At 71.9% G+C, this 26,177-nt stretch carries 26 protein-coding genes; 13 read left to right on the top strand and 13 right to left on the bottom strand.

The genetic code is table 11. The features are described from left to right. Positions 1-11 precede the first annotated feature (11 nt). Positions 12-1,049, bottom strand: a complete 1,038-nt coding sequence (locus tag KBX26_RS22070; protein WP_030332410.1) for a LacI family DNA-binding transcriptional regulator — start codon at positions 1,047-1,049, stop codon at positions 12-14. Between the two features lie 319 nt (positions 1,050-1,368). On the opposite strand from KBX26_RS22070, the gene KBX26_RS22065 reads away from it, so the two are divergent. Further along, a complete protein-coding gene (locus KBX26_RS22065; RefSeq protein WP_307857880.1) occupies positions 1,369-2,205 on the top strand; it encodes a M15 family metallopeptidase in 837 nt (278 codons plus the stop codon). A gap of 43 nt (positions 2,206-2,248) precedes the next feature. Beyond that, complete coding sequence (locus KBX26_RS22060) at positions 2,249-2,755, top strand: DinB family protein (RefSeq protein WP_210858867.1); 507 nt, start codon at positions 2,249-2,251, stop codon at positions 2,753-2,755. Between the two features lie 7 nt (positions 2,756-2,762). Here KBX26_RS22060 and KBX26_RS22055 read toward each other — a convergent pair whose 3' ends face one another. Further along, entirely contained in the window at positions 2,763-3,950 is a 1,188-nt protein-coding gene (locus KBX26_RS22055) for a spore photoproduct lyase family protein (RefSeq protein ID WP_209444556.1), read from the bottom strand. A 157-nt stretch (positions 3,951-4,107) separates the two neighbouring features. Here KBX26_RS22055 and KBX26_RS22050 point away from each other — a divergent pair, with 157 nt between their 5' ends. From KBX26_RS22050 to KBX26_RS22040, 3 genes are all read left to right on the top strand, one after another. Further along, positions 4,108-5,418, top strand: coding sequence for an RICIN domain-containing protein (locus tag KBX26_RS22050; protein WP_307857879.1), 1,311 nt, complete (start codon positions 4,108-4,110; stop codon positions 5,416-5,418). A 21-nt stretch (positions 5,419-5,439) separates the two neighbouring features. Continuing rightward, complete coding sequence (locus KBX26_RS22045; RefSeq protein WP_030332419.1) at positions 5,440-5,646, top strand: hypothetical protein; 207 nt, start codon at positions 5,440-5,442, stop codon at positions 5,644-5,646. Between the two features lie 489 nt (positions 5,647-6,135). Beyond that, complete coding sequence (locus KBX26_RS22040) at positions 6,136-7,335, top strand: RtcB family protein (protein WP_210866322.1); 1,200 nt, start codon at positions 6,136-6,138, stop codon at positions 7,333-7,335. 41 nt (positions 7,336-7,376) lie between these two features. On the opposite strand, the gene KBX26_RS22035 is transcribed toward KBX26_RS22040, so the two are convergent. The 7 genes from KBX26_RS22035 to KBX26_RS22005 all read right to left on the bottom strand — a co-directional run bounded on the left by KBX26_RS22035 (position 7,377) and on the right by KBX26_RS22005 (position 15,308). Continuing rightward, entirely contained in the window at positions 7,377-8,168 is a 792-nt protein-coding gene (locus KBX26_RS22035) for a maleylpyruvate isomerase family mycothiol-dependent enzyme (RefSeq protein WP_210858865.1), read from the bottom strand. 108 nt (positions 8,169-8,276) lie between these two features. Continuing rightward, positions 8,277-9,770: an MFS transporter gene (locus tag KBX26_RS22030; RefSeq protein WP_210866321.1), complete on the bottom strand. Its 1,494-nt coding sequence runs from the start codon at positions 9,768-9,770 to the stop codon at positions 8,277-8,279. Between the two features lie 33 nt (positions 9,771-9,803). Continuing rightward, on the bottom strand, positions 9,804-10,433 hold the full coding sequence (locus KBX26_RS22025; protein WP_051708495.1) for a TetR/AcrR family transcriptional regulator: 630 nt from the start codon (positions 10,431-10,433) through the stop codon (positions 9,804-9,806). Positions 10,434-10,561: 128 nt separating this feature from the next. Further along, positions 10,562-12,115: a hypothetical protein gene (locus tag KBX26_RS22020; protein WP_210866320.1), complete on the bottom strand. Its 1,554-nt coding sequence runs from the start codon at positions 12,113-12,115 to the stop codon at positions 10,562-10,564. A gap of 125 nt (positions 12,116-12,240) precedes the next feature. After that, positions 12,241-13,146, bottom strand: coding sequence for a Gmad2 immunoglobulin-like domain-containing protein (locus tag KBX26_RS22015; RefSeq protein WP_247680937.1), 906 nt, complete (start codon positions 13,144-13,146; stop codon positions 12,241-12,243). Then, positions 13,143-14,612 carry a cell wall metabolism sensor histidine kinase WalK gene (locus KBX26_RS22010; RefSeq protein ID WP_210866319.1) on the bottom strand — a complete coding sequence of 490 codons (1,470 nt, stop codon included), beginning with the start codon at positions 14,610-14,612 and terminating at the stop codon, positions 13,143-13,145. The genes KBX26_RS22015 and KBX26_RS22010 overlap by 4 nt, the downstream gene beginning before the upstream one ends. Before the next feature lie 15 nt (positions 14,613-14,627). Then, on the bottom strand, positions 14,628-15,308 hold the full coding sequence (locus KBX26_RS22005; protein WP_210866318.1) for a response regulator transcription factor: 681 nt from the start codon (positions 15,306-15,308) through the stop codon (positions 14,628-14,630). A 165-nt stretch (positions 15,309-15,473) separates the two neighbouring features. On the opposite strand from KBX26_RS22005, the gene KBX26_RS32810 reads away from it, so the two are divergent. The 4 genes from KBX26_RS32810 to KBX26_RS21985 all read left to right on the top strand — a co-directional run bounded on the left by KBX26_RS32810 (position 15,474) and on the right by KBX26_RS21985 (position 18,093). After that, entirely contained in the window at positions 15,474-15,788 is a 315-nt protein-coding gene (locus KBX26_RS32810; RefSeq protein ID WP_245233636.1) for an L-rhamnose mutarotase, read from the top strand. A 164-nt stretch (positions 15,789-15,952) separates the two neighbouring features. Then, entirely contained in the window at positions 15,953-16,366 is a 414-nt protein-coding gene (locus KBX26_RS21995) for a DUF6069 family protein (RefSeq protein ID WP_210866317.1), read from the top strand. 30 nt (positions 16,367-16,396) lie between these two features. Further along, positions 16,397-16,750 carry a YciI family protein gene (locus KBX26_RS21990; protein ID WP_210866316.1) on the top strand — a complete coding sequence of 118 codons (354 nt, stop codon included), beginning with the start codon at positions 16,397-16,399 and terminating at the stop codon, positions 16,748-16,750. Positions 16,751-16,788: 38 nt separating this feature from the next. Next, positions 16,789-18,093: an RNA polymerase sigma factor gene (locus KBX26_RS21985; protein WP_247680936.1), complete on the top strand. Its 1,305-nt coding sequence runs from the start codon at positions 16,789-16,791 to the stop codon at positions 18,091-18,093. A gap of 146 nt (positions 18,094-18,239) precedes the next feature. Here the strand turns inward: KBX26_RS21985 and KBX26_RS21980 are convergent, their stop codons facing one another. Next, positions 18,240-19,190, bottom strand: coding sequence for an NADP-dependent oxidoreductase (locus KBX26_RS21980; RefSeq protein WP_030332436.1), 951 nt, complete (start codon positions 19,188-19,190; stop codon positions 18,240-18,242). 11 nt (positions 19,191-19,201) lie between these two features. Next, complete coding sequence (locus KBX26_RS21975; RefSeq protein WP_030332438.1) at positions 19,202-19,840, bottom strand: HD domain-containing protein; 639 nt, start codon at positions 19,838-19,840, stop codon at positions 19,202-19,204. Positions 19,841-19,990: 150 nt separating this feature from the next. On the opposite strand from KBX26_RS21975, the gene KBX26_RS33065 reads away from it, so the two are divergent. Further along, complete coding sequence (locus KBX26_RS33065; protein WP_210866315.1) at positions 19,991-20,968, top strand: GlxA family transcriptional regulator; 978 nt, start codon at positions 19,991-19,993, stop codon at positions 20,966-20,968. A gap of 63 nt (positions 20,969-21,031) precedes the next feature. Here the strand turns inward: KBX26_RS33065 and KBX26_RS21965 are convergent, their stop codons facing one another. After that, positions 21,032-21,592, bottom strand: a complete 561-nt coding sequence (locus KBX26_RS21965) for a hypothetical protein (RefSeq protein WP_210866314.1) — start codon at positions 21,590-21,592, stop codon at positions 21,032-21,034. A gap of 129 nt (positions 21,593-21,721) precedes the next feature. Continuing rightward, positions 21,722-22,984, bottom strand: coding sequence for an MFS transporter (locus KBX26_RS21960; protein ID WP_210866313.1), 1,263 nt, complete (start codon positions 22,982-22,984; stop codon positions 21,722-21,724). A 72-nt stretch (positions 22,985-23,056) separates the two neighbouring features. Between KBX26_RS21960 and KBX26_RS21955 the strand changes: the two genes are divergently transcribed. The 3 genes from KBX26_RS21955 (at position 23,057) to KBX26_RS21945 (ending at position 26,177) form a co-directional block, all read left to right on the top strand. Further along, a complete protein-coding gene (locus tag KBX26_RS21955) occupies positions 23,057-24,040 on the top strand; it encodes a helix-turn-helix transcriptional regulator (protein ID WP_210866312.1) in 984 nt (327 codons plus the stop codon). A gap of 57 nt (positions 24,041-24,097) precedes the next feature. Next, complete coding sequence (locus KBX26_RS21950) at positions 24,098-25,384, top strand: snapalysin family zinc-dependent metalloprotease (protein ID WP_374224319.1); 1,287 nt, start codon at positions 24,098-24,100, stop codon at positions 25,382-25,384. Positions 25,385-25,508: 124 nt separating this feature from the next. Next, the gene (locus KBX26_RS21945) at positions 25,509-26,177 is read left to right on the top strand and encodes a hypothetical protein (RefSeq protein ID WP_210866310.1); all 669 of its coding nucleotides are present in this window, start codon (positions 25,509-25,511) and stop codon (positions 26,175-26,177) included.

Raw genomic sequence — 26,177 nt, 5'->3', positions numbered from 1 at the left:
AGGTCCGGCCGTCACGCCGAGGCGGGTGACCCGGTCGGCGGGGCGGTGGTGCTGTCGCGCACGACAAGTTCGGTGGCCAGTTCCACCCGGGGCGAGTCGATGCCCTCGCCCTGGGCGAGGCGGAGCACCGTCCGGGCTGCCAACCGTCCCATCTCGACCAACGGCTGGCGAACGGTGGTCAGCGGCGGGGACGCCCAGCGGGCCTCCGGCAGGTCGTCGAAACCCACCACGCTCACGTCGTCCGGGACGCGCAGCCCGCGGCGGCGGATCGCCTCGTAGACGCCGAAGGCCATCTGGTCGCTGGCGGCGAAGATGCCGGTCGGCGGGTCGGCGAGGTCGAGCAGCGCGGTCCCGCCCGCGAACCCGGAGGCGTGGTAGAAGTCGCCCGGGTAGATCAGCGCGTCGTCGACCGGCACGCCGGCGGCCTCCAGCCCGGCCCGGTAACCGTCGAGTCGCGCCCGGCTGCACAGCAGATGCGTCGGCCCGGCCACGAAACCGATGCGCCGGTGCCCGACGGCGAGCAGGTGTTCGGTGGCGGCGAGCCCGCCGGCCCAGTTGGTCGCGCCGATCGTCGGCACGTCCATGGCCGGCACGCCGGCCGGGTCGACGACCACCACCGGCACGTTGAGGCGACGCAGCTGCGCGTGCAGCGGCGCGCTGAGGTGCGAGGTCACGAAGATGACGCCGTCGGTGGCCCGGGTGCGCAGGTTCTGCAACCACTGCCGGGCCGCGGTGGGCTGCCGGTGGATCGCGGAGACCACGGTGCCGACACCCGCCCCGTGCCCGACGTCCTCCACACCGCGGATGATCTCCACGGCCCAGGGGCTGTCCAGGTCGTTGAAGACCAGGTCGACCAGGCCGGCGCGGCGAACGCTGCGGCTGGTCCGACGTCGGTAGCCGTGGTGGCGCAACAACTCCTCGACCCGCTCGCGGGTGTCCGGGGCCACATCGGAGCGTCCGTTGAGCACCCGTGACACGGTCGGCACCGACACCCCGGCCTCCCGTGCGATCGCGGTGATGGTCACCCTGCGTCCGTCGTCCGCGCCCACCCGCGTCTCCTTCACCGAGCCGGAGGAACGACCAGAAGTCGTCGTCCACCGTGTGTCCCGAAACGGCGTGCCCGTTCCACGGGTCATCTTGCCTCACCGATGGGGTTTGACGACATGCCAGGTCGACCGAAGCTTGGCTGGAGTTGCGGAAAACTTCCGGAGCTTTTTCGCCAACTTTCGTTGATTGCGTCGACAAATGGCTCCAGGTGGAATCGACTTTCGTGGATTCGCAGTGTCCGGCGGCCGGGGGCAGGGCGACTTCGCGCACCGCGAGCGGATCCTGGGACAGCGGCCCTGGCTGGGCTGATAGACAGGACTGGTGCGTCACCGCCTGGCCGTCGTCGTCGCGCTCGTCGCGCTGCTCGCCGGCTGCTCGCGGGCGGAGCCCCGACCCGCGCCGACCGGGCCGCAGCCCACGTCGGCGAGCCCCACCCCCGCGCCGACCCCGTCCGGGGCACCCCCGCTGCCGGGGTTCGTGGTGCTGACGGACGTCGACCCGCGCATCCACGCCGACATCCGCTACGCCACGGCGCACAACTTCGTCGGCCGGCCGATCAGCGGCTACCGGGAGCCGCTGTGCCTGCTCACCCGGCAGGCGGCCCAGGCGCTGCGCCGCGTACAGGACGCCGCGCTGGCCAGCGGACACAGCATCAAGGTGTACGACTGCTACCGCCCGCAACCGGCGGTGGACGACTTCGTGGCCTGGTCGAAGCGCCCCGACGAGCAGCAGACCAAGGCCGAGTTCTACCCGGACCTCGCCAAGAACCGGCTCTTCGCCGACGGCTACATCGGGGCGCCCACCGCGCACAGCCGCGGCAGCACCCTGGACCTGACCCTTGTCGACGATCCCGCCGCCAGCCAACCCCCGTACCGGGTCGGGCAACCGCTGGTCGCCTGCACCGCGCCGCGCGCCCAGCGCTTCGCCGACAACAGCATCGACATGGGTACCGGCTTCGACTGTTTCGACCCCCGGGCGCACACCACCGACCCCTCAGTCACCGCGACGGCGCGGGACAACCGGCAGTTGTTGCGGCGGCTGATGACCGACGCCGGGTTCGTCAACTACGACCGGGAGTGGTGGCACTACAGCCTGCGCGACGAGCCGTACCCGGACACGTTCTTCGCCGCCCCGGTCGCCCGATCCTCGGTCGGCTGACCCAGGCCGGACCCCGCAGCCGCCGTCCGGCATGATCGTTTCAATGACCACCGAACGGATCGGCCCCCCGGTTACCGGCGACGAGCGGGAGACGCTGCGCGCGTTCCTCGACTTCCACCGCGCCACGCTGGCCCTCAAGTGCGAGGGTCTCTCCGACGGGGACCTGCGCCGGCAGTCGATGCCGCCCTCCACCCTGTCCCTGCTCGGCCTGGTGCGACACATGGCCGAGGTGGAGCGCGCCTGGTTCCGGCGGGTCATCGACGGCGAGGACATCCCGCTGGTGTGGTCGGAGACCGGCGACTTCCAGCAGGCGTACGACGCCAGCTCGGCCACCCGGGCCGAGGCGTTCGACGCCTGGGAGCGTGAGGTCGCGCACGCCCGCCGGATCGAGCGGTCCGCCGCGTCGCTCGACGTGACCGGCCGCAACGCCCGCTCCGGCGAGACCGTGTCACTGCGGCTGGTGATGCTGCACCTGATCCACGAGTACGCCCGACACAACGGCCACGCCGATTTTCTCCGCGAGGGCATCGACGGCGCCGTCGGCGTCTAGCCCGGGGTCAGGTCCAGTAGAGGATCCGGCAGGCCGGGACGCGGGCGGTCAGCTCGGTGGTGAACCAGTCGCGCAGCTCGGTCATCTGCTCGCGGGGGTAGACGTACTTCACCGCGCCGAACTTGCCGTGCTTGCGGCTGCGGGACTCCTCGTCCATCTCCAGCCGGGTACGCGGGTACCAGCCGAGCAGCACCTCCTTGCTGCCCGGCGTGAACCGGTGGGTGATCAGCTCGGCGGTCAGGTCCACATCGGGCACCCCGTCGACCGCCGCGCGGACCTGGTCGAGCAGGTCGCCGTAGTGCTCCCGCCAGTCCGGCAGCGCGATGATCGGCGCGATGGTCAGCCCGACCGGGTAGCCGTCGAGGGCGAGCCGGCGCAGCGCGGCCAGTCGGTCCGGCACCCGGGCGGTGCCGCCCTCGAACCGTTGGCTGACCGGGGCGCAGTTGACGCTGAAGCGGACCCGGGTCCGGCCGGCGTGCGGCAGGCCGACGAAGGTGTCCACGTCGGCGTACTTGGTGGTCCAGCGCAACTGCACGGGGGCGTCCCAGTCGGCGAAGTGCTGCACCGCGCGCCGCCAACTGCCGGTCAGGTGCTCAAGGGCGAGCGGGTCGGTGTAGCAGGACGCCTCGAAGGTGGTGCCCTCGTCGGCGCGCCGCGCGTTGCGGCTGGTCACCGTACCGCGCCCGGCGTACGCGGCCAACCCGGCGAGGATGTCGTCGAGGTCGGCGTACACCCGGGTCACCGGTGGGCCGGACAGGGATCCGGCGAGGTAGCAGTACTGACAGTGCGCCGGGCAGCCCTCGGCCAGGTCGACCCGCCAGTCCGCGCTGGGCGCGATGGGTTGCAGGACACGCCGCGAGGGTGGGCTCACCACGATCGCCATTGTCGACTTGGCCCGCGCGTAGGTTTCCCGGTCGGTCTGCCCGCGTACCCCGGTGAGCCGGTTGGCGCGCAGGTGTTCCACCTCGATGCCGAGTGCCCGCACCCGTTCGACGATCCGTTGGCCGTGCGGGTGGTCGAGCGCCGCGGGGGTGGCCACCACCCGGCTCGGGGTCCAGCGGCGCGCCGACCGGGTCGGCGGCGCGAGGCCGGCCAGGTCGCGGATCGGCACATGTTCGCCGCTGGCGTCGTGCGGCGCGGCGGGCACGTCCACGGCGAGCGGCGTGTCGACGTCGACGGCGTCCGGGCTGGTCATCCGGCGGGGGTACCCGTTGCCGGAGGAATCCCACCCGTTCGGGCGATCGGCGATTGACGCGATCTGGTCAGAGGAATAACCTTTCGTCTATCTGTAAACCTTGTGAACAGATGTACCTCGACGCGGCGGCGCGCGTCCCCACCGAAGGGACGATCAGGTGATCGCAGAACTCTCCTCCCGTACCAGAAGGATCCTGTCGTTGTTCGTCGCCCTGGTCGTCGCCTTGACCGCCGGTGTCGCTGTCAGCGCCTCGCGCAGTGCGCAGGCCGCGCCGACGTTCAAGGTCCTGGCCTTCTACAACGGCACCTGGGACGCCGCGCACATCGACTTCGTCAAGGACGCCCGGGCCTGGTTCCCGCAGGCCGCCGCCCAGTACGGCTTCTCCTGGGAGGCCACCAACAACTGGGGCCTGCTGAACACCGCCAACCTGGCCCAGTACAAGGTCGTCATGTTCCTTGACGACGCGCCGCCCACCGGGCAACGCGCCGCGTTCCAGCAGTACATGCAGAACGGCGGAGCGTGGTTGGGCTTCCACGTCAGCGCGTGGACCGACAACCCGTCGAGCTGGAGCTGGTACTACAACACCTTCCTCGGAACCGGGGCGTTCCAGACCAACACCTGGGGGCCCACCCGGGTCACCATGCGCGCCGACAACCGCACCCACCCCGCCACCCGGAACCTCCCGGCGACCTTCCCGTCCTCGATCAGCGAGTGGTACTCCTGGAGCAACGACCTGCGGCAGAACCCCAACATCGACATCCTGGCCTCGGTCGACCCGTCCAGCTTCCCGGTCGGCACCGACCCCAACCAGTCCTGGTACGGCGGCTACTACCCGCTGGTCTGGAGCAACCGGCAGTACAAGATGCTCTACGCCAATTTCGGGCACAACGCGATGAACTACAGCACCAACACCGGGCTGTCCTCCACCTTCGACAGCCCGCAGCAGAACCAGCTGCTGATCGACGGGCTGCACTGGCTCGCCGGTGCCGGCACCGTCCCGCCGACGACGCCCCCGCCGTCCGACGGCACGATCTCGCCGACCGCCTGGCACACGGTGGTCAACCGGGGCAACGGCAAGTGCGTGGACGCGCGGGCCGCGGCCAGCGCGAACGGCACCGCCATCCAGCAGTACGCGTGCAACGGCAGCGCCGCCCAGCAGTACCAGTTCGTGCCGACCAGCGACGGGTACCTGCGGGTCAACAACCGCAACAACAGCGCCCAGGTGCTCGACGTGACCAACAGGTCGACGGCCGACTCGGCGCCCATCCAGCTCTGGTCCTACAGCGGCGGCAACAACCAGCAGTGGCGGGCCGAGCCCGAGGGCGGCGGCTACTACCGCCTGGTCAACCGCGGCAGCGGCAAGTGCCTCGACGTGCCGGGAGCGTCGACGGCGGACAGCGTCCAGCTCATCCAGTACGCCTGCAACGGCACCGCCGCGCAGTCCTTCCGGGTGGTGCCCGTGTCGTAGCCCGGCGGTAGCTTCGCGGCCATGGCGATTCCCGACCTGCTGCCGATCGCGCACGAGCCCGACTACCGCGCCAGCACCATCGGCCACTACGACAAGGGCCAGTTCTTCGGCTCCGTCACCGCCACCCTCACCGACGGTGCCGGAGCCGAAGCGGCCCGCCACCCGACGGCCACCGCCACGAGGCCGTGCCCCGGGCTACGGGTGTCCGCGTCGGCGAAACTCGTCTGATCGCGCTCGAACAATGATGTGGTGGCCTCGTCGCATCCTGAGGGCCCTCTTTCCTGGATCGAGCACGATCTTGAGCCGCTCGGGCCGACGCCCGAGCCCAGGGCGACCGGCGCGCAATATCCTTTGCGGACAGGCCGCGGCCCGCCTACCGTCATCGAAGCAAGGTCAACCGATCAGACCCCGGGGAGTACGCCGTGTCGCAGCGCGACCGCACCACGACCATCTGGCGCACGCCAGGTGCGGGTGCCGGGTTGCCCTCGGGCGCACGGTGCCGGTATCTCGGTCAGCCCACTTGTCTCGGTCAGCTCGCTGAGGGCCGGCGACCAGGGCGACGCCACCGCTGACGCCAACGCGTCCGGTGTCGCCGCCCACCCCTGCGGGTCGGGCGGTCTTTTCGTATCCGACGAACTTCCGCGCCCGGCCTTCCGGTACGCGATCATTTCCGGTCACCATGCGACGTTGGTGCCGGCACGACACAAGGAGACCACGATGGGATTCACCCCGCTCGCTGGTACCCGGGCACCGGTCCGGGTCTGGACCGACCCGTACGCCATCGAGCCGCAGGCCGCCAAGCAGCTGCGCAACATCGGCGCGCTGCAGTGGGTGCAGGGCGTCGCCGTCATGCCCGACGTGCACTTCGGCAAGGGCGCCACGGTCGGCTCGGTGATCGCGATGCGGCAGGCCGTCTCCCCGGCCGCGGTGGGCGTCGACATCGGCTGCGGGATGTCGGCGGTGCGGACCTCGCTGACCGCCGCCGACCTGCCGGACGACCTGGCCGGGCTGCGCTCCGCGATCGAGGCCACCATCCCGGTCGGCTTCGCCCAGCGCACCGACCCGGTCGACCCGCGCCGGATCCGGGGCCTGGAGCAGGCCGGCTGGGCCGACTTCTGGGGCCGGTTCGCCGGCCTGGACCGACGGGTGGCGCAGTTGCAGACGCGGGCGCAGCGGCAGATCGGCACCCTCGGCGGGGGCAACCACTTCATCGAGGTCTGCCTGGAGCAGGGCGGCGCCGACGAGGGCCGGGTCTGGCTGATGCTGCACTCCGGGTCCCGCAACATCGGCAAGGAACTGGCCGAGCGGCACATCGCCGTGGCCCGGGGGCTGCCGCACAACGCCGACCTTCCGGACCGGGACCTGGCGGTGTTCCTCGCCGGGACGCCCGAGATGGACGCGTACCGGCGGGACCTGTTCTGGGCGCAGGAGTACGCGCGGCGCAACCGGGCGGTCATGCTGGCCCTGCTCTGCGGCGTGGTGCGTGAGCACTTCCCGCAGGTCGGCTACGACGAGCCGATCAGCTGCCACCACAACTACGTCTCGGAGGAGAGCTACGACGGGGTGGACGTGCTGGTGACCCGCAAGGGCGCGATCCGGGCCGGCCGGGGTGAGCTGGGCATCATCCCCGGGTCGATGGGCACCGGGTCGTACATCGTGCGGGGGCGGGGAAACCCGGACGCGTACTGCTCGGCGTCGCACGGCGCGGGGCGTCGGATGTCCCGGGCGCAGGCCAAGCGGACGTTCAGCACCGCGGACCTGGCCGCGCAGACCGCCGGGGTGGAGTGCCGCAAGGACGCCGGGGTGGTTGACGAGATCCCCGGCGCGTACAAGGACATCACCGAGGTGATGGCCCAGCAGGAGGATCTGGTCGAGGTGGTCGCGCACCTCAAGCAGGTGGTCTGCGTGAAGGGCTGAGACACCGCGCGGGCCGGATCACCGGCCCGCGCGGCACCGTCTCAGAAGCCGACGAAGACCCGGCGCAGGTCGTCGAGGGTCACCGAACCGGTCACCAGCACCCCGTCGGGGGTGTGCTGGGGACCCAGCCGTCCGGTGGCCAGCCGCAGCCACGCCTCGGCCGGCGCCACCAGCTCGCCGTCGGGATGCTCCGGCGCGTCGACGATCTCGACCTGCTCACCCAGCCGCAGCCCGAACGTCCGCTCGGGCGCGTGCAGCCGGACCAGCAGGGTGGCCCCCCGACCGTCCAACTCATGCGGTCGGCTGGTCCAGGCCAGCATGCCGCCGATCTGGTCGAGCAGCAGCGCCACCGCCCCCGGCGTCACCGCCGCGAACCTGTTGAACGCCACCTCGGCGTCCCACTGGTGCAGGGCGAACTCACTGAGCCGGAACCGGGCCGCGGTGGCCACGTCGACCGGCTCCGGCAGGAAGCCGAGGTCGACGCGCATCGAGGCCCGGCTCTCGGCGTCCAACGCCTCGTACGCCTCGACCAGTCGTTCGTTGCTGGCGAGGAAGCCGGCGGCGTGCTCGGCCGGGGACATCGCGTCCCAGCGGGCCCAGACGCCACGGTTGAAGTCCCCGTCCGGGCCGGGCGTGCCGGTGCGGGCCGCCTCCAGCGTCGCCAGGTTGATCTCGGCGCCGCTGCCCAGGTGGCTCAGCACCTGCGACACCTGCCACTCACTGGCCCCGGACGGGCGGAGCAGGTCGTCTTCCTTGAGGTCCCGGACGAGCGCGGCGAGCTCCTCGTGGCCCGCGCGCAGAGCGGTGATGATCTGGTCAGCAGGGGTCGACATGGGTCTCCTCAACGGATTTTCGACGATGATCGGGACGTTACCGGACGTGGCCACCGGCCGGCCCGCCCCAGGCTCGGGGCGCTCCGGCCGGCGGCCACGGCGGTCAGCTCAACCCATGTGCACGGTGTTGCCGGTCGGGACGTCCTCCTTGCGGACCTTCACCAGGACCAGTGTGGCCAGCCCGGCGAGCACGATCAGCGCCGCGCCCCAGGCGAAGGCCACCCGGTAGCCGTGCACCAGCGCCTCGACCTGGTTGACCGGGTTCGGCGCCCGGCCGACCAGGTAGGCGGCGACCGCGCTGGTGTAGAAGGTGTTCAGCAGCGCGGTGCCGAGCGAGCCGCCGATCTGCTGGGTGGCGTTGAGCGTCGCGCTGGCCGCGCCGGCGTCGTGCTCCGGCACCCCGACCAGGGCGAGGCTGGACAGCGGGACGAAGGTGAAGCCCAACCCGAGGCCCAGGACGACCTGCGCGGGCAGCAGGTGGGTGAGGAACGGGGTGTCCACGTCGATCTGGGTCAGCACCAGCATGCCCAGGGCGGCGAGCGCCGAACCGGCGACCATCAGCGGCTTGGCCCCCAACCGGGGCATCAGCTGGCTGGCGCCACCCGCGGCGATCAGCACACCGGCGGTGACCGGCAGGGACGCGAGACCGGCCTCCAGGGGCTTGTACTGCAACACCACCTGGAAGTAGAAGGTCAGGAAGAGGAACGCCCCGAACAGGCCCGCGCCGATCAGCGTCGACGTGAGGAACGCCCCGCCCCGGTTGCGGTCCAGCAGGATCCGCAGCGGCAGCAGCGGGTGGCTGGAGCGCAGCTCGATCACCACGAACGCGGCGAGCAGCAGCACGCCCGCGGCGATGAAACCGAGCGTCGCGGTGGCGTCCCAGCCGTCCTCGGCGGCCTTGGTGAAGCCGTACACCAGGGAGACCAGGCCGGCGGTCACCACGATCGCACCGGGTACGTCGTAGCGGGTGTTGCCGTGGGCCCGACTCTCCGGCACCAGCGGGAGGGCGAGGGCGATGGCGATCGCGGCGACCGGGATGTTGACCAGCAGGCACCAGCGCCAGTCGGCGTACTCGGTGAGCACCCCGCCGAGCAGCAGACCGACAGCCGATCCACCGCCGGCGATCGCGCCGTACACCGCGAAGGCCTTGGCCCGCTCGGTGGTCTCGGTGAAGAGAACGGTGAGCAGCGCCAGCGCGGCCGGGGCGAGCAGCGCGCCGAAGGCGCCCTGCAACGCGCGGGCGGCGAAGAGCATCTCACCGGTGGTGGCCAGACCGCCCAGGGCCGAGGCGAGCGCGAAACCGGTCATGCCGACGATGAAGGTGCGCTTGCGCCCCCAGTAGTCGGCGATGCGACCGCCGAGCAGCAGCAGACCGCCGAAGGCCAGCGTGTAGGCGGTGATCACCCACTGCCGGTTCGCGTCGGTGATCCCCAGGTCGGCCTGGGCCTGCGGCAGTGCGATGTTCACGATGGTGGCGTCCAGGACGACCATCAGCTGTGAGACCGCGATGACCGCCAGCGCGATCCAGCGCCGCGGATGCGGGGCGCCGGTCGACACCCCGGCGTTGGGCGCGCCGGGGGCGGTCGAGGTGGTTCCGGGCATGGTGAAGCCTTCCGTGTTACGGATATCGGTGAATCAGGCCGGCGACGGACCGTCGTGCTGATAGCGGAGCACCGGGATCAGCACCTGGTCGACGACCTGGGTGAGGAACGCGTCATCGGCGGGTAGGCCGTGCGCGACGATGCGGGACATGGTGAGCGCGGGCGCCAGATCGTGGAACATCTCCCGCTCGCCGGCCTCCGGCGGGATCTCCCCGCGGGCGGCGGCCCGGACCAGGATGGCGGTGCTGGCCACCCGCCCGGCCGGCAGCACCTGGTGACGGACCAGACGTTCCAGCTCGGGGTTGGTCCGCATGGCGAAGGTCAACGCCTGCATCAGGTCGCAGTCGGCAGTGCAGATCGCGGCCGTGGCCCGCAGCAACTCGATCAGGTCACCGCGAAGGGAGCCGGTGTCGGGCGGGTTGTGCACACCCACGCGCTGGTCGCGCAGGGCGGCGACGACCAGCTCCGCCTTGCCGTCCCAGCGCCGGTAGATGGTGGCCTTGCTGACGTGGGCGCGGGCGGCCACGGCGTCGATGGTCATCCGGTCGTAGCCGACCTCGCGCAGGGTGTCGATGACGACGGTGAACAGGTCGCTGTCGGTGCAGCGCGGAGCCCGGGCAGCCGGCACCCCGGCGCCCGCGTCCACCTGCTGACCACCCAGCATCTCGACCCCCCGCGAAACGATGTCGTACTGACCCTAGTTCGCGGTTCGCTGATCGTGCAGGCTTTCGTGAGTTGCCTCGCATCTGGCCGGCGAAACGATGGCGTTTCAGCGGGGGATCGGGGGTCTGGTCAGCTCACCATGGTGTTGCTCGCCCAGACGGGTTTCGCGTCGCTGTCGCGGTACAGGACGAGGTTGCCGTCCTCCTGGAGCCAGAGACTGGCGGGGCCGTGACCGCCGGTCTGGGTCGACCAGGCGATCGTGCCGTTGGCGCGGTACAGGGCGAGGTTCCCGTCGGGGCCGTTGACCAGCCGCACGCCGTCGCGGGTGTTGCTGGCCCAGAGCGCGGTGGCGGAGCTGCGCCGGTAGAGCACCAGGTTGCCGTCGTCCTGCAACCAGAACTCGAAACGGCCGTCGAGGGAGCGCAGCTTGGCCCACCGGCGCAGGGTCTGCCCGGTACGCAGGTTGGCCGGCGCGGTGTCCGAAAGTTGAACCGACAAATCGGTAAAGATCGGCTCTTTCGGGGTGAAATCTCTCGTCACCACTCCGAAGTTGCACTCCGGATTGGTCGGATCGGTGCAGGCGTCCCGGTACGAGTAGAGGAACAGCGGCCCGGTGTAACTGAGTGAGCGCCACATGGACACGCCCTGGACCAGGTGATCCCGCAGGGTCTCCCGACCCAGGCCGGTCGCCCCGGACGTGGGGTAGCCGAACTCGGTGCCCCAGATCTTCTTCGCCCCGTCGCCGTGGTTGACCATGACCGAGCGCAGGTAGGCCAGTTCACCGCAGGGCGGGTTCTCCCCGGGCGGGCCGAAGAGGTTCCACCAGCGGTTGACGCACTCCGGCGCGGCCGGGCCCAGACCGGAGTTCCAGGCCGGATAGGGGTGCAGCGCCACCGCGTCGAAGTACGGGCCGTACCCGTTGCGATAGGCCCAGTCCAACCAGAGCGCCGCCTCGTTCACGTTGCCGGTGCTGGTGACCGGAGTGCCGCCCCCCGAGCCGCCGGCGAGGACCACGCAGTCCGCGCACTCGGCGTGGATCAGGGGGTGGGCGAGCCGGACCAGTTGCCAGTAGCGGGTCTTCCGGTCGGTGGCGTAGTTGCCGAAACCTTCATAGCTGCCGGACCGCCCGTTGTTCGGCTCGTTCCAGACCTCGTACGCGTGCACCCGGCCGGCGAAGTGCCGCACTGTGGCGCTGACGATAGCGGTCCAGTCGGCGTCGTCGGTGGGGAACCACTTGTCGGTGCTGTTGCCGCCGTTGGCCCAGGGCGGCGCGTAGGCGAGCACCATCAGCACCCGGATGCCCCGGGCGCGGGCGGCATCCACCACCGGGTCGAGTCGGTCCCAGCGCAACGCGCAGGTGCGGCACTGCTGCACGTACCACCAGTCGAGGTCGATGCGGATCATCGGGGAGCGGCCGGGAACGTAGGCGACCAGGTCGTCCAGCCGGCGGGTCAGATCGGTGTCGAGCAGACCGCTGCCCTCGGCGAAGCCGACGTCGAACGGGCCGTAGGTGCTGGCGGCCGGCACGGTGGCCGGCAGCCGACCGACGGTCGCCGCCGGTGTGACCAGGCCGGCCGGTGTGACCAGGCCCGCCAGCAGGAGCAGGGCGAGCACTGTGGTCGACAGCCAGCGGACCGGCCGGCGAGGCCCGCCCGTCGACGCGGCAGGTGACGTGGTCGGCATGCGGGATCCCCGTTTCGCGGCGCCGGTGACAGGTCTGTGCCAGGTGGACGACCCGCCGGCAAGTATCGCCCACCTGATCACAATCGACCGACCCGGAAAGCCGCTGAGCCGCGGCTCTCGGGTGGTCAGTCGCCACCGGCGAGGACCACCGGCACGGCCATCGTGTTGATCCGTGCGCCGTCCACCGCGGACACCTCGTACACCTCGACAGTGCCCTGCTGTTCGCGGACCGCGCGCCAGCCGACCACCACCCGGTAGCCACCCCGGCAGCCGCTGCCGCAACTGGCGGTGCCGAAGCCGGTGGCCACCTCCCGGCCGGCGGCGTCCAGCACCCGGACGCTCACAGTGGCCTCGAAGACGACGGCGGTGCCGGTGACGACGAGCGGCGCGGAGACGTGCTCGCCGGGGACCGGGCCGGCGACCACTATCGGCGGCAGCAGATCCGCGTAGTCCGCCCGATCGACCGCAGCCGCGCCGTCGAGGCGGACCTGCCGCACGGTGGGGAACTGGGTCAACGTCCACACCACCTGGGCCTCACGCAGTCGTCGCGTGGCCGGGTCGCCGACGGACGGCACCCGCAGTGTCGCGACGCCGTCGGTGATGCGGGTGACCTCGACGCCGGCCGGAAGCAGTGTGGTCATCCCGGTGGCGGCCTCGGCCGGGCTCGGCCCGGCGGCCAGTTCGGTCAGCGCCAGCCGGGACGTCGCGACAGTGCCCGGTCGGGTGCGCCGGGTCGGCACCAACAGCCCGGCGCGGACGTACCACAGCTCGATGGTCACCGGGTCGGGCCGGCGCGTGCCGGAGGACGCCGCCGCCGACGGACTCGGTGGGCGGTCGGTTGGTGGTCGTGGTGGCGTCGGCTGCGCGGCCACGGTCGGGACGGGTGCCGGGCGGCTGCCGGGTGCGGCGCTCGTCGGCGGCGCGGTGGGCGCCGGGCCCAGGTCACCGGAGCGGGACGTGCCGCAGCCGCCGAGCAGGAGCGCCGCGACGAGCACCGGTACGCCCAGCCGGACCGTGCCGCGGCGGCTCATCCCACACCGCCCACCGGGTCAGCGGCACGCCCGCTCGGGCCCGGGTCGGCGCGCTGGTCCTGGCGCGGCACGTCACCCTGCGGGCCGGCGGGGCCGTCGGCGGGCAACTCCAGCCGGAACCGGGTGCCCTCGCCCGGTTCGCTGTGCACGCCCAGCGCGCCGCCGAGCAGATCGGTGTGCTCGCGCGCGATGGCCAGCCCGAGCCCACTGCCCGGCGCCGAGCGGGACGCGTCGACCTGGTGGAACCTGTCGAACACCCGGGGCAGATGCTCGGCCGGGATGCCGGGCCCCTGGTCGGTGACCTCGAAGACGACCAGCGGGCCCGCGCCCGCCACGCTGGCCGTGATCTCGCCACCGCCGTGTTCGACAGCGTTGGCGACCAGGTTGGCCAGCACGCGCTCCAGCCGGCGCGGGTCGGTGCGCAACGCCACCGGGTCACCGGTGACCCGCACCCGCGCCGACCAGCCGCGTGCCGAGACGATGCCGTGCAGCAGCGCCACCGCGTCGACCGGCCGCACCGTCAACCGCTCCCGCCCGGCGTCCAACCGGGAGATCTCCATCAGATCGTCGACCAGCCGGCGCAACCGGACCACGTCGCCGATCAACAGCCGGGCGGACGGCTGGGCGTCCTCGGGCAACTGGTCGAGGTGCTCGCGCAGCAGCGACGCCGCGGCCACCAACGCGGTCACCGGGGTACGCAGCTCGTGCGCGACGTCGGCGGTGAACCGTCGCTCGCGGGCCTGCGCGGCCGACAACGCCGCGATCTTCGCCTCCAGCGCCTCGGCCATCTCGTTGAACGTCGCCGCCCACACGCTGAACTCGTCGCGCCCGCGTACCGGCAGGCGGGTGGCGAGCAGGCCCTCGGTGAGCGCTCGGGCGGCCCGGCTGGCCCGACCCACCGGCTCCAACGTGCGGCGGGCCAGCGCGTGACCCACCGCCGCGGCGAGCAGCACCACGAGCGCCCAGCCGGCCAGCAGCGCGGTGCGCAGCTGACCCAGGTCGGTGGCGACGTCGTCCTCGACGGTGAGGACGTACAGCTCGGCGGTCGAGCCGGGAATGCGCCCGCCGATGATCAGCAGCCGGGGACGCTCCGCCGGCGCGGAGCGTTGGTAGCCGAGCCGCCCGTCCGCGACGACGGTCCGCAACCGGGTGCCCAGCACCGGGGCGTACGCGGGGTGCGAGGCGCGGGCCGGGCCGTCGACGAGCACGACGTGCCGACCGCTGGCCTCGAAGCTGGTCAGCAGTTCGGTGCTGCGCTGCTCGGTCAGCGGCAGGAACTGCCCAGCGAGCACGAGTTGGTAGCGGGCGTCGGCGGCTGCCTCGTGCAGCGACGCGTCCAACCAGGACTGCCGCAGCAGCAGCCCGGTCCCGCCGGCGAGCAGCCCGGCCGAGACGCCGGCGACCAGGACGAACGCGATCGTCAGCCGGCGTCGCAGGCGGCCGGGGAGCACCGCGCGTCCGGCCATCGCCCCACCCCCCCGTCAGCCCGTCGACAGTTTGTAGCCGGCGCCGCGCACGGTCCGGATCAGCCGGGGCTGCGCCGGGTCGTCCTCGATCTTGGCGCGTAGTCGCTGCACGGCCACGTCGACCAGTCGGGAGTCGCCGAGGAAGTCGTGGTTCCACACCAGGTCCAGCAGCAGCTCCCGGGTGAAGACCTGGCCGGGTCGCCGGGCCAGCTCCAGCAGCAGGCGGAACTCGGTGGCGGTCAGCGTCACCTCCCGACCGTGCTGGCGGACCACGAAGCCGCCCGGGTCGATCTCCAGGCCGCCGACCTCGATGACTGTCGACGCCGCCGGCACGTTCACCCGACGCAGTACCGAACGGACCCGGGCCACCAACTCGGGCAGGTCGAAGGGCTTGCGCAGGTAGTCGTCCGCGCCGCACTCCAGCCCGACCACCACGTCGATCGTGTCGGTGCGCGCGGTCAACATCAGGATCGGCACCTGACTGCCGCGCCGGATCTCCCGGCAGACCTCCAGACCGTCCAGCCCCGGCAGCATGATGTCGAGGACGATGAGGTCGACCGGGTGCGCGCGGAACGCGGCCAGGGCCTGCCGCCCGTCGACAGCGGTGTCGACCCGGAAGCCGGCGCGGCGCAGACCGAGGGCGGTGACCTCCCGGATCGAGAAGTCGTCCTCGACGACCAGCACGCGGCCCTCCATCACCCGAGGGTAGACCCGCTGCGACCGTCCGTAGTCCTGGCGGAACGGTCGGCATCGGTGCCCGGCTGGCCCCTCACCGGCACCGTCCAACCGCTACGGTCAGGTGCCTTCGGCACCAGTGAATCAGCTCACTCGAAAGGGCACGACGTGCAACGTCATGGCTGCGTGATCCGACTCCGCCCCGAGCAGCGGGAAAACTATCTGCGGCTACACGCCGAGGTGTGGCCGAGCGTCGAGAAGACGCTGCGCGAGGCGAACTTCCGCAACTACACCATCTTCCTCCACGACGACCTGTTGTTCGGCTACTACGAGTACGTCGGCGACGACTACGAGGCCGATCAGCGGCTGATCGCCGCGGACCCGCACACGCAGGAGTGGTGGAAACTGACCGACCCGTGCCAGGAGTCGATCGCCGAGCCGGGGTCGGGGGACTGGTGGGCTCCGATGCGCGAGGTCTGGCACCTCGCCGACGAGGCCTAGCTCCCTCGGGCGGTTGCGGGGCGAGGCGTCCGGCGACAAAGGGGCTGCCTCGCCTCGCGCCGTCGCCAAAAATTTCTGGGCGTGCTGTCGATTGGGACCGGTTCCGTTCGTAGCCCTGGTGAGAGCCCGGCAACGAGCCGGGCACCCAGCCACCGGAGGGCACGATGACCGCCACTGTGAACCCGACCCGCACCACCACGTCGACCGTCGGCGCGCTGATCCGGACCGGTGTCATCGCCGCCGTCGTCGCGAGCACCGCCACCATGGCCGTCGCCGCCGCCGGCGACCTGGCCGGCGTCAGCCTCGATCTGAGCGGCACCCCGATCCCGGTGTCGGGGTTCGGTGTGTTGACCGCCGTCTTCTCGCTGATCGGGGTCGCCATCGCGGCGCTGCTCGCGCGTTTCGCCCGGCGCCCGCGACACACGTTCGTCCGCACGACGGTGGCGCTGACGGTCCTGTCGCTGGTGCCGGACGTGGTCGCCGACGCCGGGGCGGCCACCAAGGCGCTGCTGATGCTCACCCACCTGGTCGCGGCCGCGATCGTGATCCCCGCGATCGCCCGCCGCCTGGCCGCCTGACCTGCCCGTTCGACCTACTGGAGGATCGTCATGAAGCAGTACCTGCTGTCCGTGCACTTCGTCGAGGGCGCGCCGACGCCGTCCGACGAGGAGGTGCAGACCATGTTCCGGGAGACCGGCCGGATCAACGACGACATGCAGGCCGCGGGAGCCTGGGTCTTCGGCGGAGGACTCACGTCGCCCGAGAGCGCCACCGTCGTCCGGGTCGACAACGGCGCCACCATCATGAGCGACGGGCCGTTCGCCGAGACCAAGGAGCACATCGCCGGGTTCTGGGTCATCAAATGCGCCGACCTGGACCAGGCGCTGGCCTGGGCGCAGAGGTGCGCGGCGGCCTGCGGCCCGATCGAGGTACGTCCCTTCGACGACCTGTCCCAGGCCTGACCGGTAGCCGGCCTCCCGACGTGGACCGGTCTCCCGACATGGATCTGTCTTTCGACACTGACCTGGCGAGCATCTACCGCGCGGAGTACGGCCGCTGCGTCGCCACCCTTGCCCGCCTCCTCGGCGACATCAACCTCGCCGAGGAGGCGGTGCAGGACGCGTTCACCACAGCGCTGCAGAAGTGGCAGACCCCGCCGCCGAACCCCGGCGCCTGGATCGTGACCACCGCACGCAACCGGGCCGTCGACCGGCTTCGCCGGGAGTCGACCCGGGAGGCCCGGCACGCCCAGGCCCTGCTGCTGCACCAACAGGACGAGCCCAGGGAGGTGGGACCGGTGCAGGACGACCAGCTTCGACTCATGTTCACCTGCTGCCACCCGGCACTCGCTCCGGAGGCGCGGACGGCCCTCACACTGCGTCTGCTCGGTGGCCTCGACGTGCCGGAGATCGCCCGGGCCTACCTGATTCAGGAGGCGACGGTCGCTCAGCGGATCGTGCGCGCCAAGAAGAAGATCCGCGACGCCGCCATCCCGTACCGGGTGCCCGCCGCACATGAGCTGCCGGACCGGTTGCCGCCCGTACTCACCGTGCTTTATCTGATGTTCAACGAGGGCTACGCGTCCACCGCCGGACCGTTGATCAGAACGGACCTGTGCACCGAGGCGATCCGGCTCGCCCGCGAACTCGCCGCGTTGATGCCCGACGAGCCCGAGGTCCTGGGTCTGCTCGCGCTGCTGCTGCTGACCGAGGCGCGCCGCCCGGCCCGGCTCGACCCGGCCGGCGAAGTGGTGCTGCTGGCCGACCAGGACCGGTCGCTGTGGAACGTGGCCCTCATCGCCGAGGGCCACGACCTGGTCCGTCGATGCCTGCGCCGCAACCAGCCCGGCCCGTACCAGATCCAGGCCGCGATCAGCGCGGTGCACACCGACGGCGCCGCCACCGACTGGCAGCAGGTCCTGGCGCTCTACGACCAGCTCCTCGCGCTCGCGCCAACCCCTGTCGTCGCGCTGAACCGTGCGGTCGCCGTGGCCGAGGTGCACGGACCGACGGTGGCCCTCGCCGCGTTGGAGGGTGTCGACCTTCCGGGCTTTCACCGGCTGCCCGCCACCCGTGCCGAGTTGCTGGCCCGGCTCGGACGGGACGACGAGGCCCGAGCCGCCTACGACCAGGCCGTGGCGCTGGCCACCAACGAGACCGAGCGGGCCTACCTGCGGGCCCGTCGCCGCCAACTGGCACGTGAATGGAGAGCCCGAGGTCCGCGACGCCGGGGTGACCCGGATGAGGAGCCCCCCGGCGACGGTGGTGTCGAACACGCTGGCAGGCTCCCTCGACTGGCCCGGTGATCACCGGGCCAGACCGGAACTGAGCCGATCTTCCAGGGCGCGGCCGATTTTCGACCTGGAGCTGATCGGGAGCCGGACCCTCGACGGCCGCTCCCTGGAACTCAGCTACCGGCCCACCCTGCACGCCTGAGCCGCCTACGCGCCGGTCAGCTGTCCGCGCTCTGGTGCCGCGGTGCCTCATCGTCCGCGACCCGGATGATCGTCTTGCCCGGTGCGCGGCGGTGACGAGCGAACGCCGAGGCCGTCTCGTGCAGCGGTCGCACGGCGCCGACGATGGGTTTGAGCCGTCCGGCCCGCAGGCGCTGGGCGAGGTCGATCAACCGGGCGCGATCAGGCTCGACGACGAAGAAGACGGCTCGCCCGTCCTTCGGCTGGACGGTGGGCGGCGTGGCGATGGTGACGACGGTGCCGCCGGGGCGTACGAGTTCGGTCGACCGCCGGAGGATGTCGCCGCCGATGACGTCGAGCACCACGTCCACCTCGCCGACCCGGCGCAGATCGTCGGCGTCCAGGTCGAGGAACGTCTGCGCGCCGAGGCTGAGCGCGAGGTCCCGGTCGTCGGCCCGGCCGGTGCCGATCACGTGCGCGCCCACCTCCCGCGCGAGTTGAACGGCGATCGAGCCGACGCCTCCCGCGGCGCCGTGAATGAGGACGGTCTGACCGGTCGCGAGGTGAGCGTGGTCGAACAGCCCCTGCCATGCGGTCAGTCCGGAAATGGGCAGCGCCGCGGCCACGGTGTGGTCGATGTCGGCCGCGAGCGGGGCGAGGTTGCGAGCCTCCACCGCCGTGAATTCGGCCAGCGACCCGTTGCGCGCCCAGTCGGTCAGTCCGAACACCCGCTGACCCACTGTGAGGCCGGTGGTGCCGTAGCCGAGTTCGACCACGACTCCGGACAACTCGTGCCCGGGGATGCTGGGTGTCCGGTCGCGGCCGGCACGATCGGACCACGTCGCCGGCCAGTCGAGCTCTCCGGGGGTGAAGCCCGCGGCGTGAACGCGCACGATGACGTCGTTCTCCGCGGCATGAGGGTGCGGCATGTCGGTCAGCGTGAGCCCGCTGATCCCCGCGTCACGGTCGCGTACGGTGATCGCTCGCATGAGTGTCCCAATCAACTCGGCCAGGGCGACCCGACGATGCGCTCGACAGTCGTCACGCGCTGGAAGCCGGGGATGAAGTGTTCGAGGATGTCCGAGTTCACGGTGCCGTTCGTGGTCTCGGGGCGGTTCTTCAGCCCGTCGACGTGGGCGCGCAGGAACTCGTTCTTGAAGTCCCCGCGTGGATGGGCGGCGAGGATGTCGCCGAGCTGATCGTGTTCCAGCCCGTCCAGACCGAGGCCGAGGACATCGGTCAGCACACCGAGGTACGTGGTCGCGATCTCCGGGCCCATCCGGTCGGGAATGCCGGGCGAGGTGTGCAGCGCGACCGCCGTCCACACGGTCTCGGCGGCGGCGGTCGAGAAACCCCGGCCCATCAGGAACGCGCGCGCGTGGTCGGCGCTGTCGATCTCGAAGCGCTGCTCGACGTCGGAGAACGGGGTCAGCAGGCCGGTGTCGTGGAACATGGCCGCCAGATAGAGCAGCTCCGGGTCCGGTTTCACGCCGAGCCGGTGGGCGTGGATCAGGCCGAAGAAGAAGACCCGGCGGGAGTGGTGGTAAATGACCGGCCTGGTGGTTTCCTGGATGTGCCGGGTCGCTTCGGCGACCGCCGCTGTATCCGGAATCTCCAACCCCGCGATGACCTCTGACATGTCCTCCGACCTTCCCGGCACTGTGCGCAGCCGTGTTGACGCCCCCCATGCTGCCCACCGATCGTCGTACGGCGCCGCCCTCGTCCGGCCAGGAATCCCTCATATCCGGACGCGGTCCGCGGCTGGTGGAGGGCGTGCTACCAATGAGCGGTGCCGAACACCGGTCCGCATCGGGTCGCGATCCTCGTCTACGACGGGGTGACATTGTTGGACGTCGCCGGTCCGGCGGAGGTGTTCAAGGAGGCGAACCGCTTCGGTGCCGACTACCGGATCGTGCTGCTGTCGCCGACCGGTGCGGAGGTCACCTCCAGTCTCGGGGTCCGGATGGCGGTGGACGGTGCGATCGCCGCCGAGCCGGCGTTCGACACCCTGCTGGTGGCCGGGTCCGACCACTATCCGAGCGCCACGGTGCCCGCCGGCCTGGTGGACGCCGTGCGGGTGCCGGCGGCTGCGGCGGGAAGGGTCGCGTCGATCTGCACCGGGGCGTTCGTTCTCGCCGCCGCCGGTGTCCTCGACGGCAAGCGTGCGACAACGCACTGGCAGGTCGCGCACCAGCTCGCCGCCCGGTATCCCGCGTGCCGCGTCGAGCCGGACGCGATCTACGTCCGCGACGGCAGCACGTACACCTCGGCGGGGGTGACCGCCGGGATCGACCTGGCGCTCGCTCTCGTCGAAGAGGACCACGGACCCGACCTGGCGCGCGACGTCGCCCGCGCCCTGGTGGTGTACATGCAGCGCGCGGGCGGCCAGTCCCAGTTCTCCGCGCCGTTGCAGGGGCCGCCCCCGCGCTCGGCGGCGCTGCGGACCGTCACCGACGTGGTGACGGCGAACCCTCGCGGCGACTTCTCGCTCGCCGAACTCGCCAGGCACCTGAACGTGAGCACCCGGCAACTCACCCGGCTCTTTCACGACGAGCTGTCCACGACACCGGCCCGCTACGTGGAGAACATCCGATTCGACCTGGCGCGGGCGCTGCTCGACCAGGGTCACACCGCGACGCGGGCCGCGACCCTGGCGGGGTTCCCCAGCTACGAGAGCCTGCGACGGGTCTTCGCCCGGAAGTTGTCGATCAGCCCCGCCGCCTACCAACGGCGGTTCAGTTCGGCGCGCCGCAGCCAGGTGGGCTAGGTGTTCTGCGCGTGGCCGCCAGCCGGGTACGGGCGGACGGCCACGCGGCTCGGCCGGATCCGATCACCACTGGTGGGCGACGTCGAGCACCACCCGGCTGTGGGTGCCCGGTCCGGCCAGTACGAGCACGCGGAACGGCAACCGCGCCCGTACGCCGACGGCGAAGGTGCTGTAGCCCTCGAAGCTGCCGCCGAAGACCACGTCGCGCAGCGTCGGATAGCGCAACAGGTTGCTCACGTGCTCGCCGACCGCGTACGGCACGGTGCCCAGGTGGTCGTCGTCGTACGCCGGCGCCCGCAGCGAGACCCGCAGCAGCGCGCCCCCGGCGGTGTACGGCGACAGGGCCAACCCTTCGCCCTCGGTCCACGTCTCGCCGTAGCCGATCGCGTAACCGTCGACCGGGCCGGCGAACTCGAACACCACCCGGTCGTAGCAGTCGTGCCGGCCGGTCCGGACCTCGACCAGCGGCGCGTCACTCAACGCGCCGGCCGACTTCTCCGCGCTGCCCCAGGTGATCCCGCAGTACGCGGCCGTCGTGCCGCCCGCCGCGGTGCTGCTGCCGGCGCTGGCGACCAGGCCGGCGAGGACGACCGCCAGCGCGGTCAGTGCGCTCCTGATCCTCATTGTGGTTTCTCCGTTCGGTGTCGGGGCCACGTCGCGGCGGCGCTGCCGGTGACCCTCTGCCGCCACCGTCGTCCCGCCCTGCCACAGGGGCTTCGCCGTGGCGTAACCGCTGGGTAACAGCGGACGGGGTCAGTCGACCGAGGGCGGCCGGTCCAGGGTGCGCAACGGTGAGAAGAACACCGGAAGCCAGGTCAACGCGTTCGCGGCCGCGCCCACCACCAGTGCGGTATGGACGTTCGCGTACTGGCCGAGCACCCCGGCGAGCACCGCGCCGATGGCGAGCGCCCCGGTGAGCAGGAACCGGAAGGTGGCGTTCATCCGGCCGAGCAACTCGTCCGGGGTGGCGCCTTGGCGCAGGCTGATCCCGATCACGTTGCCCACCCCCGTCCGCCAGGCCAGTGCCAGCCAGCCGCTCGCCGCCACCCAGAGCATCGGCCCGGTGTCGATCAGCGTGACCAGTCCACCGAGGGGCGCGACGAGCAGGCCGGGTAGCCACAGCGCGCGACCGTGACCGATTCGCTCGGCGAGCGGGCGGGCGGTCACCGCGCCGAGGAGAGCGCCGATTCCGCCCGTACCGAGGAAGAGGCCGAGCGCGGCGGCGCCCAGGCCGAGCTCGCGCAGGAACACCACCGGCAGCATGGCGGTGGTCAGCTGCATGGTCAGGTTGATGCTCGCGGTCGACAGGGCGAGCGGACGCAGCAGGGGGCTGCCGGTCACGTGCCGGACACCGGCGCCGAGCTGGTGGGCGAAGCCGCCTGGTGCCCGGGGCTGGCGCGGGCGGGGCGCCTCGGGGCGGATCCGGGTCAGGATCACCCCGGAGACCACGTAGGCCGCCGCGTCCAGCACGATCGCGACCGGCGCGGTCAGCGCCTGCACGACGATCCCGCCGAGCCCTCGTCCGGCGATCTGCATGGTGGCGTTCGTGCTCATCATCAGTGCGTTCGCCGCGACCAGTCGGTCCCGGCCGACCACCTGCGGCAGACAGCTCTGCGCGGCGACGTCGGCGAAGACGGTGCCGACCCCGGTCAGCAGCACCACCAGGTACAGCTGGGGGATGCTCAGCACGCCGGCCCACCACGCCAGCGGCACGGACGCCACCAGCGCGGCCCGGGTGAGGTCGGCGGTGACCAGGACGGCGCGTCGTGGCAGCCGGTCCACCCAGACTCCGGCCGGCAGACCGATCAGCAGGAACGCGGCGGTGCTCAGCGCACCGAGCAGGCCCACCTCGGCGGGGGTTGCCGCGAGCAGGGACACCGCCATCACCGGTACGGCCATCTGGCCGATGTGGAAGCCGATGCCGTCGATGAGGGACGCGGCGTAGAGCAGTCGGAAGGAGGGCGGCCAGGCACTGGTCCGGTGCGTCGGTGTGGTTGTCGTCGGGGCGGTGGTCACACCGTCCACGGTGCCGGCAGTGGCGCGTCGAACCGATAGATTCGACTCTCGCCGAATCCACCGGGAGCGCCAATGATGCTGGTCGGCCTGGCCGCGCGGGACCTGGCGATGACCCGCTTCGCGGTGTCACCGCTGTGGGAGGCGGTGGCCAGCGTGCGGGTCGTCAAGCGGCCGCAGCAGTTCCCGGAGCACCTGGCCTGGTACGAGCGGGTTCGGCCCCGGCTGGCCGGGGTGGACTGGCGGCTCTTCGCCGACCTGGTGCGGATGCCGACGCCGGTCATCCCCGCCTTCCTCTGCCCGCCCCCGGCCATGTCACAGCCCACCCTCGACGTCGAGTTGGCGACCCTCGTCGCCACCTCTGCGGAGGCGGTTCGGGCCGGTGTCGAAGCGTTGCCCGGGCCACGCTCGTCGCGCCTGGCGGCGCTGCATGCCGACCCGGCGACCGAGCTGCCCCGGCTGGCCACGGCGATCCGGGGGTACGCCGACGCGGTCATCGCGCCCTACTGGCCCCGGATGCGAGCCCTGCTGGAGCGGGAGGTGCTGCTCGGCGCGCAGCGGATGGCCACCGACGGGGTGCACGGCCTGCTCAATCACCTCAACCAGTTCGTCCGGCTGGAGGCCGAGACGCTGACCGTGGAGCACGTCACCCTGGCCGGCTCGGTGCAACTCGACGGGCGGGGTCTACTGCTCGTACCGTCGGTGTTCATCGGCGCTCGGGTGTGGTCGAACTTCGACTCTCCGGGGCAGCCGGTGCTGCGGTTCCCGGCGCGGGCGGTGGGCACGCTCTGGGAACGGGATCCGACCCCGCACGGGCGAGGGTTGGCGCGGGTGCTGGGTCGAACCCGGGCGGCGCTGCTGCACGAGCTGGCGGTCCCGACCTCGACGCTGGAACTGGCCGGTCGGTGTGGCCTCGCGACGGGCACCGTGTCGCAGCACCTCGGTGCGCTGCGCGAAGCCGGCCTGGTGGGCGCGCACCGCGTCGGGCGCTTCGTGCTCTACGCCCGCACCACCGCGGCTGAGGTGTTGATCGCCGCCAGCGGTGCGGGTGCCACCTGACGCCGGTCCGCGCGACGGGCGACCGCCGCCGGCCGGGGTGCTGGACGCGGCCACGGTATGACGCTTCCGCTATGCCTGACATCGATCGCCGTCACAGTAACATCTACGTGCATCGATGACCCGGTGGCTGGTGGTCGCCGGACGACCGCAGGGGAGTGCGTGATGCTTCGACGACAACTGAGACGTGCGGCGCTGGCCATGCTGGTGGCGATCCTGGCGGCGGCCGGGATGCAGCTCGCCACCGGCGCTCCGGCCGTCGCCGTCCGGACCGTCTACTACGACGCGAGCCGGACCGGTGAGTTCCGGACCAACTTCGACCAGGCGGCGCAGATCTGGAACAGCCGGGTCAGCAACGTCCGGCTGCTGGCCGGCACCCCGGCCAGCATCACCATCTACGTCGACGACGGCTGGCCCCGGGCGCAACCGACCGGCCTCGGCTCGGGCCGGATCTGGATGGGCCGCACGGCCGTCAACCAGGGCTACGACCGCAACCGCATCGCCGCCCACGAGATCGGCCACATCCTGGGCCTGCCGGACCGGCGGACCGGGTTGTGCACCGACCTGATGTCCGGCAGCAGCGCCCCGGTGTCCTGCCGCAACGCGAACCCCAGCTCCACCGAGGCGAGCCGGGTGAACTCGCTGTTCGCCGGCAGCCTGGCCGCGCCCGCCAGCACGACGTACACCTGGAGCGGCGACTCGGACATCGCGCCGTTGGTGGTCGGCGGCCGGCCGGCGTCGGAGAACTACCCGTTCATGGTGTACGTCTCCGGCTGCACCGGCACCCTGATCAAGGGCAACTGGGCGGTCACCGCCAAGCACTGTTCGACGCCGTCCTCGGTGCGGGTGGGCAGCATCAACCGCACCAGCGGCGGGACCGTCGTGCGGGTGACCCGGGCGGTCAACCACCCGAGCGTCGACGTCAAGCTGCTGCAACTGGCCAGCTCGGTGACGTACGCCCCGGCCCCGATCCCGAGCACCTCCGGTGCGGTCGGCACCGCCACCCGGATCATCGGCTGGGGTCAGACCTGCGCCCCCCGGGGCTGCGGGTCGGCGCCGACTGTGGCCAACGAACTGGACACCTCCATCGTGGCCGACAGCCGGTGCTCCGGCATCAACGGCCCGTACGAGATCTGCACCAACAACACCAACGGCAATTCCGGCGCCTGCTACGGCGACTCGGGTGGCCCGCAGGTGCGCAAGGTCAACGGGGTGTGGAACCTGATCGGCGCGACGAGTCGGGCCGGCAACAACAACTCCACCTGCGCCACCGGCCCGTCCATCTATGTGGACCTGCCGTCCATCCGCTCGTGGATCTCCACTCAGGTCGGCGGCCTGCCCGTCTGACCGGCACTGACACCGCGGGCGGGGGCGCGCGACGCACGCGCCCCCGCCCGGGTGTGCCGGTGTCACCACGCGCTCGCCGGACGCGGTACGGTGCGTGGCATCTCGGCACATCGGAGGTCGCTTCATGCCTACCGTCGTCGTTCTCGCGCTGACCCTCGCCCTCGCCCCGGCGCCCTCGCCGTCGGCCACGTCGAATCCGCTCGGCGACATCATCGGTGGGGTCGGTCAGATCGTCGACGACCTACTCGGCGGCGACCCGCCCAGTGCCGCTCCGACGCCGAGCGCCACCGCGACCGGGGTGCCCACGCCCGGTCGGCCACCGGCCGCCGGTCAGCCCACCCCGGTGCGGACCACGGCGGTCCCGGCGCCCGCCGGTTCGGTGGGTGATGCTCCCGCACCCGCCGCCCCCGCCCCTGATCGCCGCCCCGTCGGCGAGAGCACCGACACCCGCGAGGTCGTCGTGCCGCAGCGCGACGGCGACACCCCCGAACCGGCCGCCCCGCCGGTGTTCGCCAGCCCCACCCGCGACGCCTGGCCACCCGCGTCGTACCTGTTGGTCGTCGTGCTGCTCGCGGTGCTGGCGCTGCTGCTCCTGCGCCGCCGGGCCCCGGCCCCCGCCGTTGCCGCACCCGCGCCGGACCCCGGTCCCGTGCCGGATTCCGGTCCCGCACCGGATCCCGGCCCGGTTCCGGACAACGACAACGTCAGCCGCCTGCCGACCAGCCTCAACGCCATCTACGAGATGGGCCGGCTCGACGAGCGACTCGAACAGGAACGGCGGCGGCGCACCTGA

Source organism: Micromonospora sp. C97 (assembly GCF_018070385.1).
GTDB classification, from domain to species: domain Bacteria; phylum Actinomycetota; class Actinomycetes; order Mycobacteriales; family Micromonosporaceae; genus Micromonospora; species Micromonospora parva.
Note: the sequence above shows the minus strand (reverse complement) of the source record. Positions and strands in the feature narration are given on the sequence as shown.

Excerpts from the sequence above, each read along its gene's own strand:
- KBX26_RS22060 (WP_210858867.1), top strand. The coding sequence starts at position 2,249 with ATGACCACCGAACGGATCGGCCCCCCGGTTACCGGCGACGAGCGGGAG.
- KBX26_RS22055 (WP_209444556.1), bottom strand. The coding sequence starts at position 3,950 with ATGACCAGCCCGGACGCCGTCGACGTCGACACGCCGCTCGCCGTGGAC.
- KBX26_RS22045 (WP_030332419.1), top strand. The coding sequence starts at position 5,440 with ATGGCGATTCCCGACCTGCTGCCGATCGCGCACGAGCCCGACTACCGC.
- KBX26_RS22040 (WP_210866322.1), top strand. The coding sequence starts at position 6,136 with ATGGGATTCACCCCGCTCGCTGGTACCCGGGCACCGGTCCGGGTCTGG.
- KBX26_RS22035 (WP_210858865.1), bottom strand. The coding sequence starts at position 8,168 with ATGTCGACCCCTGCTGACCAGATCATCACCGCTCTGCGCGCGGGCCAC.
- KBX26_RS22030 (WP_210866321.1), bottom strand. The coding sequence starts at position 9,770 with ATGCCCGGAACCACCTCGACCGCCCCCGGCGCGCCCAACGCCGGGGTG.
- KBX26_RS22025 (WP_051708495.1), bottom strand. The coding sequence starts at position 10,433 with ATGCTGGGTGGTCAGCAGGTGGACGCGGGCGCCGGGGTGCCGGCTGCC.
- KBX26_RS22020 (WP_210866320.1), bottom strand. The coding sequence starts at position 12,115 with ATGCCGACCACGTCACCTGCCGCGTCGACGGGCGGGCCTCGCCGGCCG.
- KBX26_RS22015 (WP_247680937.1), bottom strand. The coding sequence starts at position 13,146 with ATGAGCCGCCGCGGCACGGTCCGGCTGGGCGTACCGGTGCTCGTCGCG.
- KBX26_RS22010 (WP_210866319.1), bottom strand. The coding sequence starts at position 14,612 with ATGGCCGGACGCGCGGTGCTCCCCGGCCGCCTGCGACGCCGGCTGACG.
- KBX26_RS22005 (WP_210866318.1), bottom strand. The coding sequence starts at position 15,308 with ATGGAGGGCCGCGTGCTGGTCGTCGAGGACGACTTCTCGATCCGGGAG.
- KBX26_RS21995 (WP_210866317.1), top strand. The coding sequence starts at position 15,953 with ATGACCGCCACTGTGAACCCGACCCGCACCACCACGTCGACCGTCGGC.
- KBX26_RS21990 (WP_210866316.1), top strand. The coding sequence starts at position 16,397 with ATGAAGCAGTACCTGCTGTCCGTGCACTTCGTCGAGGGCGCGCCGACG.
- KBX26_RS21985 (WP_247680936.1), top strand. The coding sequence starts at position 16,789 with ATGGATCTGTCTTTCGACACTGACCTGGCGAGCATCTACCGCGCGGAG.
- KBX26_RS21980 (WP_030332436.1), bottom strand. The coding sequence starts at position 19,190 with ATGCGAGCGATCACCGTACGCGACCGTGACGCGGGGATCAGCGGGCTC.
- KBX26_RS21975 (WP_030332438.1), bottom strand. The coding sequence starts at position 19,840 with ATGTCAGAGGTCATCGCGGGGTTGGAGATTCCGGATACAGCGGCGGTC.
- KBX26_RS21965 (WP_210866314.1), bottom strand. The coding sequence starts at position 21,592 with ATGAGGATCAGGAGCGCACTGACCGCGCTGGCGGTCGTCCTCGCCGGC.
- KBX26_RS21955 (WP_210866312.1), top strand. The coding sequence starts at position 23,057 with ATGATGCTGGTCGGCCTGGCCGCGCGGGACCTGGCGATGACCCGCTTC.
- KBX26_RS21950 (WP_374224319.1), top strand. The coding sequence starts at position 24,098 with ATGACGCTTCCGCTATGCCTGACATCGATCGCCGTCACAGTAACATCT.
- KBX26_RS21945 (WP_210866310.1), top strand. The coding sequence starts at position 25,509 with ATGCCTACCGTCGTCGTTCTCGCGCTGACCCTCGCCCTCGCCCCGGCG.